This is a genomic window from Cronobacter muytjensii ATCC 51329 (genome assembly GCF_001277195.1).
In the GTDB taxonomy this organism is placed as follows: Bacteria; Pseudomonadota; Gammaproteobacteria; order Enterobacterales; family Enterobacteriaceae; genus Cronobacter; species Cronobacter muytjensii.
Genome location: NZ_CP012268.1, coordinates 427795 through 446605 on the forward strand (window position 1 = coordinate 427795; position 18811 = coordinate 446605).

20 protein-coding genes are annotated in these 18811 nt (G+C 58.2%); 6 read left to right on the forward strand and 14 right to left on the reverse strand.

The genetic code is table 11. The features are described 5' to 3' along the window. Positions 1-22: 22 nt before the first annotated feature. The 5 genes from hemW to AFK63_RS02130 are packed head-to-tail and all read right to left on the reverse strand — an operon-like array spanning position 23 to position 3331. Entirely contained in the window at positions 23-1159 is a 1137-nt protein-coding gene (hemW, locus tag AFK63_RS02110; protein ID WP_038867902.1) for a radical SAM family heme chaperone HemW, read from the reverse strand. Further along, a complete protein-coding gene (locus AFK63_RS02115; protein ID WP_038867905.1) occupies positions 1152-1745 on the reverse strand; it encodes an XTP/dITP diphosphatase in 594 nt (197 codons plus the stop codon). The genes hemW and AFK63_RS02115 overlap by 8 nt, the downstream gene beginning before the upstream one ends. A 3-nt stretch (positions 1746-1748) precedes the next feature. Continuing rightward, positions 1749-2051, reverse strand: coding sequence for a DUF167 family protein YggU (yggU, locus tag AFK63_RS02120; protein ID WP_038867907.1), 303 nt, complete (start codon positions 2049-2051; stop codon positions 1749-1751). After that, positions 2048-2602 (reverse strand): YggT family protein, encoded by a 555-nt coding sequence (locus AFK63_RS02125; protein ID WP_038867909.1) that lies wholly within the window; start codon positions 2600-2602, stop codon positions 2048-2050. The genes yggU and AFK63_RS02125 overlap by 4 nt, the downstream gene beginning before the upstream one ends. A gap of 15 nt (positions 2603-2617) precedes the next feature. Then, a complete protein-coding gene (locus tag AFK63_RS02130; protein ID WP_038867910.1) occupies positions 2618-3331 on the reverse strand; it encodes a YggS family pyridoxal phosphate-dependent enzyme in 714 nt (237 codons plus the stop codon). Positions 3332-3346: 15 nt separating this feature from the next. On the opposite strand from AFK63_RS02130, the gene AFK63_RS02135 reads away from it, so the two are divergent. After that, positions 3347-4363: a type IV pilus twitching motility protein PilT gene (locus AFK63_RS02135; RefSeq protein WP_038867912.1), complete on the forward strand. Its 1017-nt coding sequence runs from the start codon at positions 3347-3349 to the stop codon at positions 4361-4363. Here the strand turns inward: AFK63_RS02135 and AFK63_RS02140 are convergent. Next, a complete protein-coding gene (locus tag AFK63_RS02140; RefSeq protein WP_038867914.1) occupies positions 4360-6618 on the reverse strand; it encodes an FAD-dependent oxidoreductase in 2259 nt (752 codons plus the stop codon). The two genes, AFK63_RS02135 and AFK63_RS02140, sit on opposite strands and share 4 nt — an antisense overlap. Positions 6619-6680: 62 nt before the next feature. Here AFK63_RS02140 and AFK63_RS02145 point away from each other — a divergent pair, with 62 nt between their 5' ends. Beyond that, entirely contained in the window at positions 6681-7373 is a 693-nt protein-coding gene (locus AFK63_RS02145) for an IclR family transcriptional regulator domain-containing protein (protein ID WP_038867917.1), read from the forward strand. A 154-nt stretch (positions 7374-7527) separates the two neighbouring features. On the opposite strand, the gene ruvX is transcribed toward AFK63_RS02145, so the two are convergent. The 6 genes from ruvX to AFK63_RS02175 all read right to left on the reverse strand — a co-directional run bounded on the left by ruvX (position 7528) and on the right by AFK63_RS02175 (position 11680). After that, positions 7528-7944, reverse strand: a complete 417-nt coding sequence (gene ruvX, locus AFK63_RS02150; protein ID WP_038867918.1) for a Holliday junction resolvase RuvX — start codon at positions 7942-7944, stop codon at positions 7528-7530. Then, positions 7944-8507 (reverse strand): YqgE/AlgH family protein, encoded by a 564-nt coding sequence (locus AFK63_RS02155; RefSeq protein WP_038867921.1) that lies wholly within the window; start codon positions 8505-8507, stop codon positions 7944-7946. Before AFK63_RS02155 ends, ruvX begins: the two co-directional genes overlap by 1 nt. A gap of 111 nt (positions 8508-8618) precedes the next feature. Next, positions 8619-9566: a glutathione synthase gene (gshB, locus tag AFK63_RS02160; protein ID WP_038867923.1), complete on the reverse strand. Its 948-nt coding sequence runs from the start codon at positions 9564-9566 to the stop codon at positions 8619-8621. 12 nt (positions 9567-9578) lie between these two features. Continuing rightward, positions 9579-10310, reverse strand: coding sequence for a 16S rRNA (uracil(1498)-N(3))-methyltransferase (gene rsmE / locus AFK63_RS02165; protein WP_038867925.1), 732 nt, complete (start codon positions 10308-10310; stop codon positions 9579-9581). 73 nt (positions 10311-10383) lie between these two features. Then, positions 10384-11091 (reverse strand): deoxyribonuclease I, encoded by a 708-nt coding sequence (gene endA, locus AFK63_RS02170; protein WP_038867927.1) that lies wholly within the window; start codon positions 11089-11091, stop codon positions 10384-10386. Positions 11092-11179: 88 nt separating this feature from the next. Continuing rightward, the gene (locus AFK63_RS02175) at positions 11180-11680 is read right to left on the reverse strand and encodes a SprT family zinc-dependent metalloprotease (RefSeq protein ID WP_038867929.1); all 501 of its coding nucleotides are present in this window, start codon (positions 11678-11680) and stop codon (positions 11180-11182) included. Between the two features lie 369 nt (positions 11681-12049). Here AFK63_RS02175 and AFK63_RS02180 point away from each other — a divergent pair, with 369 nt between their 5' ends. Continuing rightward, positions 12050-12868: a nucleoside-specific channel-forming protein Tsx gene (locus tag AFK63_RS02180; RefSeq protein ID WP_321572189.1), complete on the forward strand. Its 819-nt coding sequence runs from the start codon at positions 12050-12052 to the stop codon at positions 12866-12868. A gap of 60 nt (positions 12869-12928) precedes the next feature. On the opposite strand, the gene AFK63_RS02185 is transcribed toward AFK63_RS02180, so the two are convergent. After that, on the reverse strand, positions 12929-14323 hold the full coding sequence (locus AFK63_RS02185; RefSeq protein ID WP_038867933.1) for a sugar porter family MFS transporter: 1395 nt from the start codon (positions 14321-14323) through the stop codon (positions 12929-12931). Positions 14324-14738: 415 nt separating this feature from the next. Next, complete coding sequence (gene metK, locus AFK63_RS02190; protein ID WP_038867935.1) at positions 14739-15893, reverse strand: methionine adenosyltransferase; 1155 nt, start codon at positions 15891-15893, stop codon at positions 14739-14741. A 421-nt stretch (positions 15894-16314) separates the two neighbouring features. Here metK and AFK63_RS21820 point away from each other — a divergent pair, with 421 nt between their 5' ends. From AFK63_RS21820 to speA, 3 genes are all read left to right on the forward strand, one after another. Continuing rightward, positions 16315-16461, forward strand: a complete 147-nt coding sequence (locus tag AFK63_RS21820; protein WP_438504257.1) for a hypothetical protein — start codon at positions 16315-16317, stop codon at positions 16459-16461. Positions 16462-16548: 87 nt separating this feature from the next. Further along, on the forward strand, positions 16549-16680 hold the full coding sequence (gene yqgB / locus AFK63_RS21090) for an acid stress response protein YqgB (protein ID WP_144420915.1): 132 nt from the start codon (positions 16549-16551) through the stop codon (positions 16678-16680). An 8-nt stretch (positions 16681-16688) separates the two neighbouring features. Continuing rightward, complete coding sequence (speA, locus tag AFK63_RS02195; RefSeq protein ID WP_038867936.1) at positions 16689-18665, forward strand: biosynthetic arginine decarboxylase; 1977 nt, start codon at positions 16689-16691, stop codon at positions 18663-18665. The last annotated feature ends 146 nt before the right edge of the window (positions 18666-18811 follow it).

An 18811-nucleotide genomic window follows, 5' to 3' on the forward strand; every position in this document is an offset into this window, starting at 1 on the left:
ACACCCGCGTTGTCAAAAGCCGTTATTCCGTCAGGAACAGCTCCAGCAGCGAGTTCAGAAACAGCTTACCGTGCCCGGTGATCTGCCAGTTCTCCGGTGTCTCCACCAGATAATTGCGCGCAATCGCCTCGTCAATCTGCGGGCGGATGGCGGCTTCATCAAGCCCCGTATAACGGTGAAACTCGGCGCGCGGCGCGGGCTCCAGCAGGCGGAAACGGTTCATGAAAAACTCAAACGGTTTGTCCTGCGTCTCAACCTCATGCTGCTTATCGAGATAAGTGCCGGTCATATAGCCGCGTGGATGGCGGGTTTTGGCGGTACGCAGAATACGCCCGTCCGCGAGCGTCACTTTGCCGTGCGCGCCGCATCCGATGCCGAGATAATCCCCGAAGCGCCAGTAATTCAGATTGTGCTGGCACTGGTAGCCCGGTTTCGCGTAGGCCGACGTCTCATACTGCTCATACCCGGCGGCGGTTAGTAACTGATGACCCTGCTCGAAGATATCCCATAGCGCGTCGTCATCAGGCAGCACAGGCGGGCGCGAGCCAAACAGCGTGTTCGGCTCAATAGTCAGTTGATACCAGGACAGATGCGGCGGATTAAGCGCGATAGCCTGACGCAGATCGTCCAGCGCCTCGGCGAGCGACTGATCCGGCAGACCGTGCATCAAATCAAGGTTAAAGCTGCGCAGCCCAAGACCGCTCGCCAGCCGTGCCGCGCGCTTTGCTTCTTCCGGCCCGTGAATACGGCCAAGACGCGTAAGCTTCGGCTCGCTAAAGCTCTGCACGCCGATGGAAATTCGGTTCACGCCTGCGCGCTGATACTCGACAAAGCGGTCGGCTTCAACGGTGCCGGGGTTGGCTTCCATTGTAATTTCAGCATCCGCTGCCAGGTTCAGACGCGCACGCACACCGTCCAGCAAGGTTTGCATCGCCGGGCCGGAGAGGAGGCTCGGCGTCCCGCCGCCGATGAAAATCGTCTTCACTTCGCGGCCCTGCGCCCAGGGCGCATCGTTATCCAGATCGCGTAACAGATGCTGGACATAATCGTCGTGCGGCACTTCGCCCTTCAGCGCGTGGGAGTTGAAGTCGCAATAGGGGCACTTCTGTACGCACCAGGGAATGTGGATATAAAGACTTAAGGGTGGCAAATCAGCCATTACGTATTGCTTCCAGTAATAATTTCAGCGCCTGCCCGCGGTGGGAGATAGCGCTTTTCTCTTCACGCGTCAGCTCGGCGGCGGTTTTGCCCTCGGAGGGGACAAAGAAAATCGGGTCGTAGCCAAAGCCGCCGTTGCCTGCCGCTTCACGGGTGATCACGCCCGGCCAGCTGCCGTGACAGACAATCGGTGTGGGATCTTCCGCGTGACGCATATAGACCAGTACGCAGTGGAACTGCGCAGTACGCTGTTCGTCCGGGACATCTTTCAGGGCCACAAGCAGCTTTTCAAGATTCTGCTGGTCGGTGGCGTCCACCCCGGAATAGCGGGCGGAGTAAATCCCCGGCGCGCCGCCCAGAAAATCCACGGCCAGACCGGAGTCATCGGCAATCGCTGGCAGCCCCGTGATCTGCGCGGCGTGGCGCGCTTTCAGAATCGCGTTTTCGATAAACGTCAGACCGGTTTCTTCGGCGGAGTCGACGCCGAGTTCGGTCTGCGCCACGATATCCAGCCCAAACTCCCGCAGTAATGAGGCGAGTTCGCGCACTTTACCGGCGTTGCCGGTCGCGAGGACAACTTTCTGCATAGCTCAATCCTGTAATGATTCGGTGACAGCCGCAACTTCCGTTGGGATCTGTTGGGGGTCGATAATTTTGACTTGCTTATGACGGCCCAGTTCGCCTTTTTCAATCACTACCTGGCTTTTGGCCACGCGAAACTGTTTTGCGAGGTATTTAACCAGGTGGGCGTTGGCCTGACCGTCAACCGGCGGGGCGGTAATGGCGACTTTCAATTCGTCGCCATGTAACCCGATAATGCTGTCGCGGCTGGCTTTCGGCTGGATATACAACCGCAACACCAGCCCGTCGACGGTTTTACTGACGGCACTCACAGCAGATTCCACAGCCCCGGGAAGAGATCCATGCCGAGGTAGTTCAGCAGATAAAGCAGGATAATCACGCCCATGGCGGAAAAATCGATGCCGCCCATCGCCGGAAGAATGCGGCGAACTGGAGCCATCAGCGGCTCGGTAAGCTGGATCAGCACAAATTCAATCGGGCTGCGGCCCTGGCTTACCCAGCTCATCAGCGAGCGAATGATAATCACCCAGAAGACCAGCAGCCCGGCGGATTTCAGCAGCGACAACAAGCCCACCACCAGGTTAAACGGATCGAGCGATAAGCCGCCCGACTGAATTAACAGCAGCAGCGGGAATTTCAGCGTCGAGAGAATAAACGCCACCAGCAGCGAGGCCGTGTCGACAGGCCCCATTGACGGAATAATGCGGCGCAGCGGGCCGATAATCGGCTGGGTAAATTTCACGACCGTCTGGGCGAGCGGGTTATAAAAATCGCAGCGCGACCACTGCATCCAGATGCGCAGCAGCAGCACCATCACATACAGCTCGATCACGGTTTTGACCAGGAAAGTCAACGTCAGCATGGCGTTCCTCAGAAGTTAATGTTGAGCGGCGCGGGCATAATCGCGCGCGCCGAAAATCGCGGTACCAATGCGCACCATCGTGCTGCCTGCGGCGATGGCGGCTTCCATATCATCGCTCATGCCGAGCGAAAGCGTGTCTACCGTCGGGTAGCGGGCCTTAAGCGCGGTGAACGCCGCCGCCATCTCGCTGGCGACGGCAAACTGGCGCTCGTACGCTTTTTCCGGTGCCGGAATGGCCATCAACCCGCGCAGCCGCAGGCGCGGCAGGGCGGCCACCGCCGCCGCCAGCGCGTCCAGCTCGTCCAGGGCGATGCCGGATTTGCTCTGTTCATCGCTGATATTAACCTGAATCAGCACGTTAAGCGGCGCCATCTCGTCAGGGCGCTGCTCGTTCAGCCGGGTGGCGATGCGCAGCCGGTCGACGGTATGACACCAGTCGAAATGCTCCGCGACCAGACGGCTTTTGTTGGACTGCAACGGACCGATAAAGTGCCACGTCAGCCCGTCGACGCCCGTCTCGCGAAAATGCTGGATCTTGTCCACTCCCTCCTGCACATAGTTTTCACCGAATTCACGCTGCCCGGCGTCGATAGCTTCTGCTATCGCGCTCGCAGGTTTTGTTTTACTCACTGCAAGCAGCGTAACTTCTTCTGGAGCCCGGCCGCAGCGTTGTGCAGCCGCTGAGATCTTTTGCCGAACCTGCGCTAAGTTGCGTTCTGTCTCACTCATGGTTAGGGAAGCTATATGGAAATGGATGAATTAGTGGCGCTTAGTGTAAAGCATAATGTTTCGGATCTACACCTGTGTAGCGAGCTGCCTGCGCGCTGGCGCAGGCAAGGGCGGCTGGAGCCGCTTACGCACCCGGTGCCGAAGCCGGAAAACTTGCTGGCGCGCTGGCTCGACGACGCCCATCAGCGCGAGCTTTCCGAGCGCGGGCAGACGGATTTCGCGGTGAGTCTGGCAGGCGGCGTGCGCCTTCGCGGGAACGCGTTTCGCCAGATGCAGGGCGTGTCGCTGGTCTTGCGCCTGCTGCCGCGTGGCTGTCCGCGGCTCGAGGCGCTGGGCGTACCGGCGGCGGTGCCGGGGCTGCTCAATATGCCGGACGGCCTGCTGCTGGTCACCGGCGCGACCGGCAGCGGTAAATCCACCACGCTTGCGGCGATGGTCGGCTACCTGAACGAGACGCTCGACGGCCATATCCTGACGCTTGAAGATCCGGTTGAGTTTTGTCATCAACCCGCGCGCTGTCTCATTCAGCAGCGTGAAATCGGCACCCACTGTCAGAGCTTCAGCGACGGGCTGCGCGGCGCGCTACGTGAAGATCCGGATGTCATTTTGCTGGGCGAATTGCGGGACAGCGAAACCATCCGGCTGGCGCTGACGGCGGCGGAAACCGGCCACCTGGTAATGGCGACGCTGCATACGCGCGGCGCGGCACAGGCCGTCGAGCGCCTGGTGGATGTCTTTCCGGCGGATGAACAGAACAAAGTACGCAGCCAGCTTGCGGGTAGCCTCAAGGCGGTGCTGGCGCAAAAGCTGGTGGCGGACGCGCAGGGCGGAAGGACGGCGCTTCATGAACTGCTGATTAACACGCCAGCGGTGGCGAACCTCATCCGTGAGGCGAAAACGCACCAGTTGCCAGGCCTGATGGAAACCGGCCAGCAGCACGGGATGCAGACGTTCGCGCAAAGTGTCGCGATGCGTCTCAACGAAGGCAGGCTGGCGCTGCAAAAAGAGGCCAGCGCCGCGCACTGGTGCTAATGCACGTGGAGCGCGTAGAGCGCGGGCAGGCCGCCTGCAGTACTGACAATCTCAAGCCGGATAACGCGCGCCGCGCTGGAGGCGTTGAGGCGGTGCTCGCAGACCGAGCGATGGTTATCGGCCACCTCCGCCAGCAGCGCGTCATCAGCCCAGAGGCGGTAATGGGTGACGCAGTGGGGCGTCACGGCGCGGTCATGGCCCATCTGTACCGTCTCCATCGCGTTATCAAAATCGTTATCCAAGATCAGCGTCAGTGCCTGGAACGCCTGGGGTTGCGGCCAGCGCCATTCGACGGCAGGAAGTGGATCGTCCATCGCGGGCACCCAGGCGTTGGTTTGCTGTTCCGGGCGCAGGCGGCCATTGAGCAGATTTTCCGCCGGGTAGCAGCGCAGCGGGGCATCGAGGCGCAGCGCGGGCATAATCTGGTGCGGACGGCGGCGCGGCAGCCAGAAATCGAACTCGTCCACGCCGTAGTCGCCGTCCACGACCTGGCGCGAGCGTTTGGCGACGCGGGCGTTCACGCTGTTAAACACCATCATAATGCCCGGCAGGTGCTGCGCGCTGAGCGCCAGCTCGACCCCGTCGCAGCGATCGAAAACGACAAACACGTAGCAGTCCGCTTCGGCGGTATGGCGCAGCGCCACCCGGTACGAGGCGGCATCGCGAATCTCCAGTTCGCATTCGTCAAGCCAGCGCTCCGGCGTATAGTTGCCCGGCTTGTGACTGGTAAGCAACTGAACGCGCAGGCGCTGAGGTGCGTCAGCCCGCAACGTAAAATGCAGGGTGGGCAGCGATTGCCCGGCCCGCAGCGGCAGCAGCAGCGCGATGCGGGCCGACAGCGGCGCCCATTCGCCGTTCGGCGTCAGCTCAGCCAGTTGATATTCGCTGCTGACGCGAAGCTCTGCGCCGCGCGCCGGGTCGTTCAGCCGCTGGCGCGGAATATAACAGCCCGTCGCCTGCACATGCTGTTGCAGCGCGCCAATGTGCTCGCGTGCTGCCAGCTGGCGCGGCGTGAGCGTCTGTTGATGGCAGATCGCCGCCGCGCGTCCCACGATTTCGCCCAGCAGTCCGCAGGTACACATCACGCGGGCGCTGCCGAAGGCGACATGCGAGGCGGAGATGAGCCGCCCGGTCAGAAAGAGATTATCAAGCGAGCGGCTGTACAGGCTGCGCCAGGGAATGGTGTAGGTCCCTTTGCTGTGAAACTGGCGGCAGCCGTCGTGGGTGCTGTAGACGCCATCTGCCGGATGCAGATCGATAGACCAGCCGCCGTAAGCCACGGCGTCGTAATGGTCGCGCTGCTCGATAATATCCTGCTGGCAGAGCAGGTAATCTCCCATAAACCGGCGGCTTTCGCGCTTGCCGGGGATGGTGCCGACCCACTCGATAGTCAGATTATCGGCATCGGGAAACTGTCCGGAGTTTTTAATATGATCCCAGACGCCCCAGACGATTTTCCACAGCTCCCATTTGATCTCTTCGCTCTGATGCACGGTGTCGAGGCGACCGCCCCATTCGAGCCACCAGAGATCGCAGCCGTTTAGCGTGGAAGTCAGACGCTGGTAGCGCGGGATGTCGGTGATGTCTTTCAGCGCGAACGACGGCGGGACGAAGCGCACTGGCCCGCTGGTCTGTTTGGTGTAGAAGTAAATTGAGTGGCCGAGTTTATGCCCGAAGCTGTCGCCCGGCGCCATTTTTTCGCCGAGCTCGTCAGCCTCTTCCGCGCCGACGCGAAACTCGGCGCCGGAGAGGTAGCCGAGTACGCCATCGCCGGTGGCGTCGCAAAACTGGCTGGCGGTAAGAGTATAAAACGTCTCGTTGATGGCGTTAAAGCCACGCACGCGTTGAATACGCCGGTCGTTGCTTTCCACCTCAAAAATCGCCGTGTTGAGCAGCAGCGTCAGGCCGGGCTGGGAGCGCGCCAGATCCAGCAACACCAGATCGAACATCACCGGATTGCCCTCTTTATTGCGCCAGAGGTTCTCTTCCAGGATCTCGCCCATAATACCGCCTTCGCGTGCCCAGCGGTTATTGTTGCCCATGTGTGAGGTTGCGCCGTTGGCCCACAGCCGTACTTCGCTGGAGGCATTGCCGCCGAGTACCGGTCTGTCCTGTACCAGGATCACGTGCAACCCATCGCGGGCCGCAGCCAGCGCCGCGCACAAACCGGCCAGCCCGCCGCCCGCCACCAGCAGATCGGCATGAAGATGCTCCTCAGGAAACGTGCGGTCGGCGCTGCGGGGAAAGATGTTCATAAGCTTGTATCCTTCTTAACTGGCATTACACTCATCACATTGTCATGCAACGGAACTTCGCTATGTCCTCACAACCCAACCAGAGTCTGATCGATGGGATCCGCTGTCTGCAGTATCTGGTTTCGAGCGATCGAGCCATCGGTTGTCGCGAACTGGCCCGCCTGATGGGCATCAACACCACGCGCGTTAACCGTCTGCTGATGACGATGGCCTCCATCGGCCTCACCATGCAGGACGAGCAGCGCCGTTATCTGCCCGGTCCCGGCATCCACGCCCTGGCGGCGCAGGCGATCCGCGGCTCCGCGCTCTTCTCCCATGCGTTGCCGCAGCTTGAACAACACGCGCCGAAAGATGTCGTCGTGGCGCTCGGCGTGCTCTGGGAAGATCAAATCATCTATATCTACCACTCGACGCCCGGCAGCCAGATGAGCCAGGCCCTGGCCGGGTTTCGTATGCTGCCCGCCTGGCAGTCGGTTATCGGCATGGCGCTGCTCGCGGCTGAAAGCGATGAGGCGCTGGAAGGGCGCTTCACACCCGAGCAGTGGGCTCAACTGGCACCCCACGTGGCGCAGCAGCGCGAGCGCGGCCAGGTTATCTGGCGCCACGATGACGGCGAAGTCTCAATGGCGAAACCGCTTGGCATTCACAGCGCCGCGCTGGCGTTAGCCGGTATGTGGAATATCAGCGCGCCGGAAATCCACACCCGCCTTGAGCAATTGAATGAACTGACCATGCGGCTGGTAAAACCGGTTTGACGGTCATTCTTTATGTTTCTTTTATAGAAACGATTAGCGGCGCTAGCAAAGGCGTTACGACAGATCTGTGATCCGTGGCGGATTCATTAGCGGAAATAATCCGTTTAAGACGGGAGAAAAGGGCGCAGCGCCAGGCGACGCTGCGCGTGAAACCTTAACCGTGTTGCTCGAAGTAACTTTCCAGAATAACGACCGCAGAGGCGGAGTCGACGCTGCCTTTGTTTAGCGCGCGAAACCCACCGCGCTCGAAGAGCCCGGCCCGGGCTTCCACGGTGCTGAGACGCTCGTCATGCAGCGTCACTTTAACGCCGAAGCGGCCATGCAGCCGGTTGGCGAAGGTGCGGGCGCGCGCCGTGAGCGGCTGTTCCGTTCCGTCCATATTCAACGGCAGGCCGACGATGATGTCATCCGGCTGCCACTCTTTCAGCAGGCGCTCAATGAGCGACCAGTCCGGGTTGCCGTTCTGCGCTTTGATCGCGTTCAGCGGACGAGCGGTGGCGGTCACGCGCTGTCCAATCGCCACGCCGATACTTTTGGTGCCAAAATCGAAGGCCAGCAGGGTACCGCTCATTACGCGTGCCCCGCTTCGCCAGGCATGGTGTGAATGTCTATTCCGATAAGCTTCGCGGCCTCACGCCAGCGGTCGGCGATCGGCGTGCGGAACAGGATGTTCAGATCCGCCGGGGCCGTAAGCCAGGCGTTTTCCAGGATTTCTTCTTCAAGCTGGCCTTTCTCCCACGAAGAATAGCCGAGCGCCACCAGCACATCGGCGGGCTGCTCTGCGGTGCCGAGCGTTTCCAGTACGTCGCGTGAAGTGGTGATAACCGTGTTGTCAGAAATACGAATGCTGGAAGAGAACATATCGGGCGGCGTATGGAGGATAAAACCGCGATCTTCCGCCAGCGGGCCGCCGAGGAATACCGGTTTATCGAGACGAATAGCCGGGTCGCGCGGCTCCGGCGTGATTTTCAGTTTCTGAAGCACACCTTCCACCTGCAGATTTTCCAGAGGCTTATTAATGATAAGACCCATGGCCCCTTCATCATTGTATTCGCAGATATACACCACGGAACGGCGGAACAGCGGGTCCTGAAGGGCCGGCATGGCAATGAGAAAATGATGCTGTAAATTCATCGTCAAAAGTTCTGTAGTCCTGGTTGGAAAATCGGCAGATTCAGTATGCGGGGAAAGTCGCGAGCTGTCACCCCCGGTGGGGTAACGGGCGGGGATCCCCGCCCGTCAGGTTTACTTAGCGAGGCGTTTTTCAATGGCGTCCATCAGCATGCCGGTGATGGAAATCGGGAACTGGGCCTCGATTTCCCGGATGCAGGTCGGGCTGGTGACGTTAATTTCGGTCAGCTTGTCACCGATAATATCCAGGCCGACAAAAATCAGCCCTTTCGCTTTCAGCGTTGGCCCCACGCGGCGGGCGATTTCCCAGTCGCTGTCAGAAAGCGGACGCGGCTCGCCGCGACCACCCGCCGCCAGGTTGCCGCGGGTTTCGCCGCCCTGCGGAATACGTGCCAGGCAGTAAGGCACCGGCTCGCCGTCCACCACCAGCACGCGCTTGTCGCCGTCTTTAATCGCCGGCAGGTAGTTTTGCGCCATGCAGTAGCGGCTGCCAAGCTCGGTCAGCGTCTCCGCAATGACGGACAGGTTCGGGTCGCCTTCTTTTACGCGGAAAATTGACGCGCCGCCCATACCGTCCAGCGGTTTTAAAATGATGTCGCCATGTTTTTCCCAGAAAGCTTTCAGCTGCGCTTTGTTGCGCGTCACCAGCGTGTGCGGGGTAAGGTCGGCAAACCACGCGGTGAACAGTTTCTCATTGCAGTCGCGCAGGCTCTGAGGCTTGTTGACGATAAGCGTGCCTTTTTCTTCAGCGCGCTCAAGGATATAGGTGGCGTAAATGAATTCGGTATCGAACGGCGGATCTTTACGCATCAGCACCACGTCGAGATCGGCCAGCGCGATATCCTGCTCGGTACCGAACTCGTACCATTTGTCGTAGTTCTGCTCAACGCTCACAAGACGCGTGCGGGCGCGGGCGTCGCCGTTGTTCAGGTAGAGGTCCGCCATTTCCATATAGTGGAGTTCGTAGCCGCGGCGCTGGGCTTCCAGCAGCATGGCGAAGCTGGAATCTTTTTTGATGTTAATGCTTGCGATGGGGTCCATCACGATGCCGAGCTTGATCATTATTTTTCTCCTTTAGCCCAGATCGCCAAAGCGCACCTGCAGTGCGGTGATGGCGGTGAGCGCAGTGGTCTCTGTGCGCAAAACGCGTGGTCCTAACAGGATATCAGTAAACTGGTAACGTGCGGTCATGGCAATTTCATCGGCGGTAAGGCCGCCTTCCGGGCCGATCAGCAGGCGCACGCGCCCGACGGGCTGCGGCAGCGTGTTGATGCTGTGCGCGGCGCGCGGGTGCAGATTCAGCTTAAGGCCGCTGTCTGGCTCTGCGCACCAGGCCTCCAGATCCATCGCCGGGCGGATTTCCGGCACCACGTTGCGCCCACATTGCTCGCAGGCGGCGATGGCGATTTTCTGCCACTGCTGAAGTTTTTTATTCAGGCGCTCTTCATCAAGCTTAACGCCGCAGCGCTCGGAGAACAGCGGCGTGATAACGCTGACGCCAAGCTCGATCGATTTCTGGATGGTGAACTCCATTTTTTCGCCGCGCGACATCACCTGGCCCAGATGTAAAAAAAGCGGCGATTCGCGGTTCGCGGGCTCGCTGCTAAGCACATTCACCAGCACGCTTTTTTTGCTCGCCTGGGTGATTTCTGCGGCGAAAACGTGGTTGCTGCCGTCGAAAAGTTGCAGCGCCTGGCCTGCGCTCATGCGCAGCACCCGGCCCACATGGTTGGCGGCGTCTTCATCAAGGGCGATTTCGCGCCCGACGATTAACGGCTCGGGATGATAGATGCGGGGAATTCGCATGGGCTTTTTCCGGTAAACGGGCTTGCGGCATCGCGCGGCAAGCCCTGCGTTAACAATTGCCCGGTAGTGTAGGTTAGCGGTTTTGCCCCTGGCAAGCCTGCTGTACGTAGGGGTTATGGTTGCCCTGCACCTTCGCGATGCGCGCGTCGCGGGTGCATTCCCACGCGGTGACCGGGTAGAGCTTGTTCCAGGCCTCGAAAAGCTGCGTCTGCGCGCGCGACAGATTGAGCTGATATTTATCGCGCATATAGAAATAGGTGCGCGCGATAGCGCCACGGGCGCGGGCAGGCGGCTCGGCCTGTTTATTTTTAAAGTCGACCTTCATTTCACACTGGCCATACTGGCCCTCGCCGCCGCGCCACTGGCTGTAGAGGAAATTCCCACGATCGCCGTTCACCTCGCCAACGGCGGGTTGCAGGTTATGAAGATCGGTTTCCATTTCGCGATAGATCGGGTCTTTATCGCAGTTTTTACGCCCGCCTTCCTGCCAGCACTGGCGCTGGTGGCCGAACTGCCACGCAGGCACCACGTGCTCCCATTCGATACGCGAGGCGCGGTTTTCGTTTTTGCGTACCTGATAACCACACGCGTTGAGGTCGGGAATACCCTTTTTGCCCTGCCAGGTGATGGGGCAGCCGCAGTAGAAATCGCCCGGCGCGTCGGCGTTGATTTTTACGCCAGCGGCTTTGGCCTGGCTGAAGCTGTGGATCCCTGCCGCCAGCGCGGCAGGCGCGACAACGGCGACGCTCAGCGCTGCCGCCAGTAAAATTTTGCGAGACATCTTCCAGTTCCTTATCTGAAGGTGTTCGCAACGTAACGAAGGAGGGCGCCGGAAGCAATCGGTTATTGCCAGAAATTTCCGGAAGGCGTCAGTTTTCCGCCACCAGCGTATCGCCGCAGCGCACGCAGCGGTACTGGGTTTCGCCGCGCACCACGCGGTTGTGGCGGCGGACGGTCAGCTGATGCTGCTGACAGCGGCAGCGGTAGAGGAAGGTGTTGGCGCGCACCGAATTGAGTTCAAACTGATGCGTTCGACGCGCCGGTACGCCAAGCACGCTTTCCATCATCCATTTCCACTCTTTGCCGTGGGGCGGCACACGCCCGAAATGTTTCCAGACCAGCAGATGCGCCAGCTCATGCGGCACCACTTCGTCGATAAACGCCTGCTGGTTTTCCATCAACAGCACCGGATTTAAACGGATTTCATAGCTTTCGAGCCAGGCGGTACCCGCCGCCGTGCCACGCTGCTGATAGACCAGTTTCGGCTCAGGGTAGCTGCAGCCGAGCTTCAGGTTGGCGCGCGCAAGGGCGTCGCGCAGGCTGCGCATGACGGCCTGTTGAATGGCAATGGGGAGGCGTGGGGTTTTCATGACGAAAAGAATAACGTTTCATCTTATCAGTGACAATGCTTACCGTTATTAACGACAGGTTTTATCCGGTAATAAAATGACCGTTGCTAATCCTTTTCTGAATTACTGATGCGTGTTTATTTACCGTCGCGGTTTTGGCGCGCGCCTCTTTTATTAATTCAGTAGATTGCGCTGACAATCACAAAATATAACCTCTCCCGGCATTATATAAGCTGTTGTTAATTTATCTGTTGTAACCACGGCGCGCTTTACGTCACTGGCAGTGCGGGAAATTATTAAGTCATTTTATGAGGCTGGTAGCGAGCGTCATAACGCGATAACGTTAAAGAGATTATCTAAATGAATAAAGGATGGTTATTAGGATTATGCATGGCGGGCATTTCACAGCAGGCATTAGCGCAGGAGGAATATTTATCAGACTGGTGGCATCAGAGCCTGAATGTCATTGGGCGTTATCATACGCGCTTCGGCCCGATATTAACTAACGATCTTTATCCGGAATATACGGCTTTCGGTAAAAAGGACTGGTTTGATTTTTACGGCTATGTCGATATTCCTAAATTTTTCGGCGTCGGTAATACGCCGGACCACGGCGCGTGGGATGATGGATCGCCGCTGTTTCTGGAAATAGAACCACGCTTCTCACTCGATAAGCTGACCGGTGTGCCGCTGGTATTCGGCCCTTTTAAAGAGTGGTATATCGCAAACGACTATGTATATGACATGGGCGATAATCGGGCGTCGCGGCAAAGCACCTGGTATATGGGGTTGGGGACGGATATCGACACCGGATTGCCGGTGACGCTGGCGTTTGACGTTTACGCGAAATACCAGTGGCAGTACTATGCGGCGGCCAATGAAAATGAATGGGACGGGTATCGTGTAAAAGTGAAATATGCCATTCCCATTACCCGCCTCTGGGGCGCGCAGTTTACCTATTCCGGGTTTACGAATTTTGATTTTGGCTCGGAGCTGGGCGACAGAGATAACGCACGCACTAATGACTCTATCGCCTCTTCGCATATTTTTTCGCTCAGCTGGGCGCACTGGAAAACCGCCGTTACGGCGCGTTATTTCCATAATGGCGGCCAGTGGAAGGATAATGCGAAGCTTAACTTTGGCGACGGCGACTTTTACGTCAAGGCGACCGGCTGGGCCGGCTATTTTACGGTCGGCTATTCCTTCTGAAACCAGGGCATAAAAAAGGGATGCCAGGCATCCCTTTGAAAAGACATTGATTAACGAGGCTTAGTCGTTCGAGCCGATGTCGCGCAGTTTGCGGCCCTTCATCAGGTTGCGCTCAATGTGTTCCAGCGACACGTGCTTGGTTTCCGGCACCAGCCAGATAGTCAGCACGATGAAGAACAGGTTGAGACCGGCATAGACCCAGAAGGTCGGCGCGTTGCCCAGCGTGTTGAGCATGGTCAGGAAGGTCGCCCCGACTATCATGTTGGCAATCCAGTTGGTCGCGGTAGAGAGCGTGATACCGAAATCGCGACCTTTCAGCGGCTGGATTTCAGAGCACAATACCCAGATAAGCGGACCGGCGCTCATCGCAAAACCGATAATGAACATCAGCAGCATGGCGACCGCGAAGTACTGGCCTGCCGGGCTGTCGATGCCCATGTGCAGCATGGTGCCGAGAATGCCCATGCCCGCGGCCATCACGATAAAGCCGAGGATAAGCGTCGGCTTACGCCCCCAGCGGTCGACCAGACCAATCGCGATAAATGTCGCCAGCACGTTGGTCAGGCCCACAATTACGGTGCCCCACATCTGTTCGGTGGTATTGGAATACCCGGCCAGTTCGAAGATTTTCGGCGCATAGTACATGATGACGTTCATGCCGGTGAACTGCTGCATGACCTGCAACAGAATGCCGAGGAACACTGCGCGGCGGAAGTTGCTGTTGTCTTTAAACAGCGCCCAGCCGCTCTGCTTCACCTTCAGGCTTTCGCGGATCTCTTCGAGCTCGCGCTTGGCTTCGGCGCTGGAGTCACGCAGGCGCAGCAGCACGCGTTCGGCATCGTGGAAGCGACGTTTGGCAGCGAACCAGCGCGGGCTGTCCGGCAGGAAGAAGACGCCAATCAGCAGCAGAATCGCCGGAATGGTAATAACACCCAGCATCCAGCGCCAGGCGCCGCTGTAGCTGAAGGCGGTGTCGGAGAGATACGCGCCCAGGATACCGATGGTTATCATCAGCTGATACATCGAAATCATACTGCCGCGGATCTTCTCCGGCGCGATTTCAGACAGGTACAGCGGCGCGGTGTAGGAGGCGATACCTACCGCCAGGCCCAGAAGCACGCGGGAGATAATCAGCACTTCCACGTTCGGCGCAAAGGCCGAGCAGAGCGAGCCGATAACAAACAGCACGGAACCTATCATCAGGCTGTATTTACGCCCGAGGCGTGAGGAGAGCCAGCCGCTGCCGACCGCGCCGACGGCGGCACCAAACATCATGGAGCTGACGACCCACTCCTGCTGGTGCGGGGTGATATTAAAATCTTCAGTGATGAAGGGCAGCGCGCCCGCGATCACGCCGATGTCCAGGCCGAAAAGAAGTCCCGCCAGGGCCGCGAGAAAACAGACGAAGAACGTCATGGCCTTGTTTGAACGCCCCTGTTTTTTATTGTCAGGCATACTGCCCTCCAGTTGGGTTATTGGTTTTATCGTGGTAAAGGGTAAGTTAGCGTAACGTAAAAATATGTGATATCAGTCACGTGCGTGTAATCGGTTACACTAGTGTCAACTTGCGTAAAGCGCTTATCCCTTTTTTTATCAGTTAATTAGTGTAGCCAGTAACGAAGCGGCAGAGAGGAATTCAGACTAAACCGAAACGGCATGTAACAGAATGCGGAACGGACGTTCGCGTAAAGACAATTCTGAAAAAGCGCCGGTTTTCCTGCTGATGTAATCGGTTTCAGTGAGTTCCGACCTGCGCAACTGGCAAGAAGTATAGTCGCTGTCGGCTAAATAGAAGGAGCGGGGAGGATCCAGCGCCCGAAAAGCAAAAGGCCAGCACGAGGCTGGCCTTTGAGCGTCACTGCGCAGGGGATTATTTCAGACCGGCAGCATCGCGCAGCAGCTGCGCTTTGTCGGTTTTTTCCCACGGGAAGTGTTCACGACCAAAGTGACCGTAAGCGGCGGTCTCTTTATAGATCGGGTGCAGCAGATCCAGCATCTGGATCAGGCCGTACGGACGCAGGTCGAAGAATTCACGCACCAGCAGGGTGAGCTGCTCGGTCGCGATTTTCTCGGTACCGAAGGTTTCTACCATGATGGAGGTCGGTTCCGCTACGCCAATCGCGTAAGACACCTGAATTTCGCAGCGGTCAGCGAGGCCTGCGGCCACGATGTTTTTCGCGACATAACGCGCCGCGTAGGCTGCGGAACGGTCCACTTTAGACGGGTCCTTACCAGAGAACGCGCCGCCGCCGTGACGGGCCATGCCGCCGTAGGTGTCGACAATGATCTTACGACCGGTCAGGCCGCAGTCGCCCATCGGGCCGCCGATAACGAAACGGCCTGTCGGGTTGATGAAGTATTTAGTCGATTCATTCAGCCATTCCGCAGGCAGAACCGGCTTGATTATCTCTTCCATTACCGCTTCGTGCAGCGCGTGCTGCTCGATATCTTCAGCATGCTGCGTAGAGAGCACGACCGCGTCGATGCCGACAATTTTACCGGCGTCGTACTGGAAAGTGACCTGGCTTTTCGCATCCGGGCGCAGCCACGGCAGGGTGCCGTTTTTACGCACTTCAGCCTGACGCTGCACCAGACGGTGCGCGTAGGTGACCGGCGCAGGCATCAGCACGTCGGTTTCGTTGGTCGCGTAACCAAACATCAGGCCCTGGTCGCCCGCGCCCTGCTCAAGCGGGTCGGTGCGGTCAACGCCCTGGTTGATGTCCGGAGACTGTTTACCGATAGCGCTCAGTACGGCGCAGGAATTGGCGTCAAAGCCCATATCAGAATGGATGTAGCCAATCTCACGAACGGTGTTGCGGGTAATCTCTTCGATATCCACCCACGCGCTGGTGGTGATTTCACCGCCGACCAGCACCATGCCGGTTTTCACGTAAGTTTCGCAGGCCACGCGTGCTTTCGGATCCTGCTCAAGAATAGCGTCCAGCACTGCATCGGAGATCTGGTCCGCAATTTTATCGGGATGTCCCTCTGAGACAGATTCAGAGGTAAAAAGGTGTTTTGCCATGTTTTGTATCACCCTGGATAAATCAATTAGCTCAGCATACCGTGTGTCGGTGCCATCTAAGAAGAAAATTCTGCGGCCATGCAGGTAAACACACAGGAAGGCTAAGTGTTAATCAGTATAGATGGATTAACATCTGGACGGCTATTCTAGGTTAAATCTTAAGCCGATTTCCAGCAGTTTTTGAGGCGGTTCGCATAGCCGTCAACGCAGCGATGGCAATATTTCCTGACAAGGACCGCGCAAGCCGCTTTTTTATTTTGCTTTTTACCCCTGTTCCCGGTATAAAACGGCGCGCGCGGCTCCTGCAAAAAAGCGCACGGAATCAGACTCCGTGTCGCCACTTCCAGCCGGGCTGAGAGTGAATTTTAGCTTTGGCTTATCGCTGGTCACACAAGGGCTGGCGTGGAGGTGATACCAGATAATGAACCGTCGTGATCCGCTTAATCTGCCATGCCGTTCTGGCGTGCGTTTTTCCCCCGCAACCTGCATCTCTTTTTTGCAAACCTGCCGATGTTCTACCCATCTCGGCGCTTCTCAGGATTCCCGGGCCGGTCAAGGCTTGCGATAACTGAACAAGGGCTCTCCTGACGTCAGGAGTTTTCTCGTGGTTTCGCCGACCCGTCATACGGAGTTCGGTTACGTGTTTTACAATGATATGAATAAGAAACCGGTCGCGCGGCAGGGTGGTCAGCACTATGTGCTGGATAACTCTGCTGTTTATGGGTTGTTATCACAGTGTAACGCTGCGATAGTAGTTAACTGTTTTACACTTTCGACAAAAATTTGAGGTTCGCTATGTCTGACGACATCTATTCATCTTCGCCTTCGTCAGCAGGCGAACAGGGTGTACTACGTTCCATGCAGGAGGTTGCAATGAGCTCCCAGGAAGCCAGCAAGATGCTGCGTACTTACAATATTGCCTGGTGGGGCAATAACTACTATGACGTCAACGAACTGGGCCATATCAGCGTATGCCCCGATCCGGACGTCCCTGAAGCGCGCGTCGATCTCGCGAAGCTGGTTAAGGAGCGCGAAGCCCAGGGCCAGCGTCTGCCTGCGCTGTTCTGCTTCCCGCAGATCCTGCAACATCGCCTGCGTTCCATTAACGCGGCGTTTAAGCGCGCCCGTGAATCCTACGGCTATCACGGCGATTACTTCCTGGTCTACCCGATTAAGGTAAACCAGCATCGCCGCGTGATTGAATCGCTTATCCATTCCGGCGAGCCGCTGGGCCTGGAAGCGGGCTCCAAAGCGGAGCTGATGGCGGTGCTGGCGCACGCGGGCATGACCCGCAGCGTGATCGTCTGTAATGGCTATAAAGACCGCGAATACATTCGTCTGGCGCTGATCGGCGAGAAGATGGGCCACAAGGTCTATCTGGTCATCGAGAAGATGTCGGAAATCAAAATCGTGCTGGAAGAAGCTGAACGCCTGAACGTGATCCCGCGTCTCGGCGTGCGCGCGCGTCTCGCCTCCCAGGGCTCCGGCAAGTGGCAGTCGTCCGGCGGCGAAAAATCGAAATTCGGCCTCGCGGCGACTCAGGTACTGCAACTGGTCGAGATGCTGCGCGCGGCGGACCGTCTGGAAAGCCTCCAGCTCCTGCACTTCCATCTCGGCTCGCAGATGGCCAACATCCGCGACATCGCCACTGGCGTGCGTGAATCTGCCCGCTTCTATGTTGAGCTGCATAAGCTTGGCGTGAATATTCAGTGCTTCGACGTGGGCGGCGGCCTGGGCGTGGATTATGAAGGCACGCGTTCGCAGTCCGACTGCTCGGTCAACTACGGCCTGAACGAATACGCCAACAACATTATCTGGGCCATCGGCGACGCCTGCGAAGAGAACGGCCTGCCGCACCCGACGGTTATCACCGAATCGGGCCGCGCCGTGACCGCGCACCATACCGTGCTGGTTTCCAATATCATCGGCGTTGAACGTAACGAATACACCGAGCCGAGCGCGCCTGCCGAGGACGCGCCGCGCCCGCTGCAAAGCATGTGGGAAACCTGGCAGGAGATGGATGAGCCGGGCACGCGCCGTTCGCTGCGCGAGTGGCTACACGACAGCCAGATGGATCTGCACGATATTCATATCGGCTACTCCTCCGGCGCGTACACGTTGCAGGAGCGCGCCTGGGCTGAACAGCTCTATCTGAGCCTGTGCCAGGAAGTGCAAAAGCAGCTTGATCCGCAAAACCGCGCGCATCGCCCGATTATCGATGAACTCCAGGAACGTATGGCGGATAAAATTTACGTCAACTTCTCGCTGTTCCAGTCGATGCCGGATGCCTGGGGTATCGATCAACTCTTCCCGGTGCTGCCGCTGGAAGGGCTGAACCACGCGCCGACGCGCCGTGGCGTGCTGCTCGACATCACCTGCGACTCCGACGGCACTATCGACCACTACGTTGATGGCGACGGCATCGCGACCACCATGCCGCTGCCGGAATACGATCCGGAAAACCCGCCGCCGCTGGGCTTCTTTATGGTGGGCGCGTATCAGGAAATTCTCGGCAACATGCATAACCTCTTCGGCGATACCGAAGCGGTGGATGTGTTTGTGTTCCCGGACGGCAGCGTGGAAGTGGAGCTGTCTGATGAAGGCGACACGGTGGCAGACATGCTGCGCTACGTGCAGCTTGACCCGGATACGCTGCTGACCCATTTCCGCGATCAGGTGAAGCAAACCGATCTCGACAGCGACCTGCAAAAGCAGTTCCTGGAAGAGTTCGAGAGCGGCCTGTACGGCTATACCTATCTGGAAGACGAGTAACCGGATTATGCCTCCTGCTGGTCAGGAGGTTAAAAAACGCGCGATGGAATTTCCTGTTCTATACTGACGAGCATGAGCCGCGCGCTATTGAACCTGAACGAAAATCTGGCGATAATCCGCGCCAACAATGTGTTGCTCAAGAATCC

Excerpts from the sequence above, each read along its gene's own strand:
- hemW (WP_038867902.1), bottom strand. The coding sequence starts at position 1,159 with ATGGCTGATTTGCCACCCTTAAGTCTTTATATCCACATTCCCTGGTGC.
- AFK63_RS02115 (WP_038867905.1), bottom strand. The coding sequence starts at position 1,745 with ATGCAGAAAGTTGTCCTCGCGACCGGCAACGCCGGTAAAGTGCGCGAA.
- AFK63_RS02125 (WP_038867909.1), bottom strand. The coding sequence starts at position 2,602 with ATGCTGACGTTGACTTTCCTGGTCAAAACCGTGATCGAGCTGTATGTG.
- AFK63_RS02130 (WP_038867910.1), bottom strand. The coding sequence starts at position 3,331 with ATGAGTGAGACAGAACGCAACTTAGCGCAGGTTCGGCAAAAGATCTCA.
- AFK63_RS02135 (WP_038867912.1), top strand. The coding sequence starts at position 3,347 with ATGGAAATGGATGAATTAGTGGCGCTTAGTGTAAAGCATAATGTTTCG.
- AFK63_RS02140 (WP_038867914.1), bottom strand. The coding sequence starts at position 6,618 with ATGAACATCTTTCCCCGCAGCGCCGACCGCACGTTTCCTGAGGAGCAT.
- AFK63_RS02145 (WP_038867917.1), top strand. The coding sequence starts at position 6,681 with ATGTCCTCACAACCCAACCAGAGTCTGATCGATGGGATCCGCTGTCTG.
- ruvX (WP_038867918.1), bottom strand. The coding sequence starts at position 7,944 with ATGAGCGGTACCCTGCTGGCCTTCGATTTTGGCACCAAAAGTATCGGC.
- AFK63_RS02155 (WP_038867921.1), bottom strand. The coding sequence starts at position 8,507 with ATGAATTTACAGCATCATTTTCTCATTGCCATGCCGGCCCTTCAGGAC.
- gshB (WP_038867923.1), bottom strand. The coding sequence starts at position 9,566 with ATGATCAAGCTCGGCATCGTGATGGACCCCATCGCAAGCATTAACATC.
- rsmE (WP_038867925.1), bottom strand. The coding sequence starts at position 10,310 with ATGCGAATTCCCCGCATCTATCATCCCGAGCCGTTAATCGTCGGGCGC.
- endA (WP_038867927.1), bottom strand. The coding sequence starts at position 11,091 with ATGTCTCGCAAAATTTTACTGGCGGCAGCGCTGAGCGTCGCCGTTGTC.
- AFK63_RS02175 (WP_038867929.1), bottom strand. The coding sequence starts at position 11,680 with ATGAAAACCCCACGCCTCCCCATTGCCATTCAACAGGCCGTCATGCGC.
- AFK63_RS02180 (WP_321572189.1), top strand. The coding sequence starts at position 12,050 with ATGGCGGGCATTTCACAGCAGGCATTAGCGCAGGAGGAATATTTATCA.
- AFK63_RS02185 (WP_038867933.1), bottom strand. The coding sequence starts at position 14,323 with ATGCCTGACAATAAAAAACAGGGGCGTTCAAACAAGGCCATGACGTTC.
- metK (WP_038867935.1), bottom strand. The coding sequence starts at position 15,893 with ATGGCAAAACACCTTTTTACCTCTGAATCTGTCTCAGAGGGACATCCC.
- AFK63_RS21820 (WP_438504257.1), top strand. The coding sequence starts at position 16,315 with ATGAACCGTCGTGATCCGCTTAATCTGCCATGCCGTTCTGGCGTGCGT.
- yqgB (WP_144420915.1), top strand. The coding sequence starts at position 16,549 with ATGAATAAGAAACCGGTCGCGCGGCAGGGTGGTCAGCACTATGTGCTG.
- speA (WP_038867936.1), top strand. The coding sequence starts at position 16,689 with ATGTCTGACGACATCTATTCATCTTCGCCTTCGTCAGCAGGCGAACAG.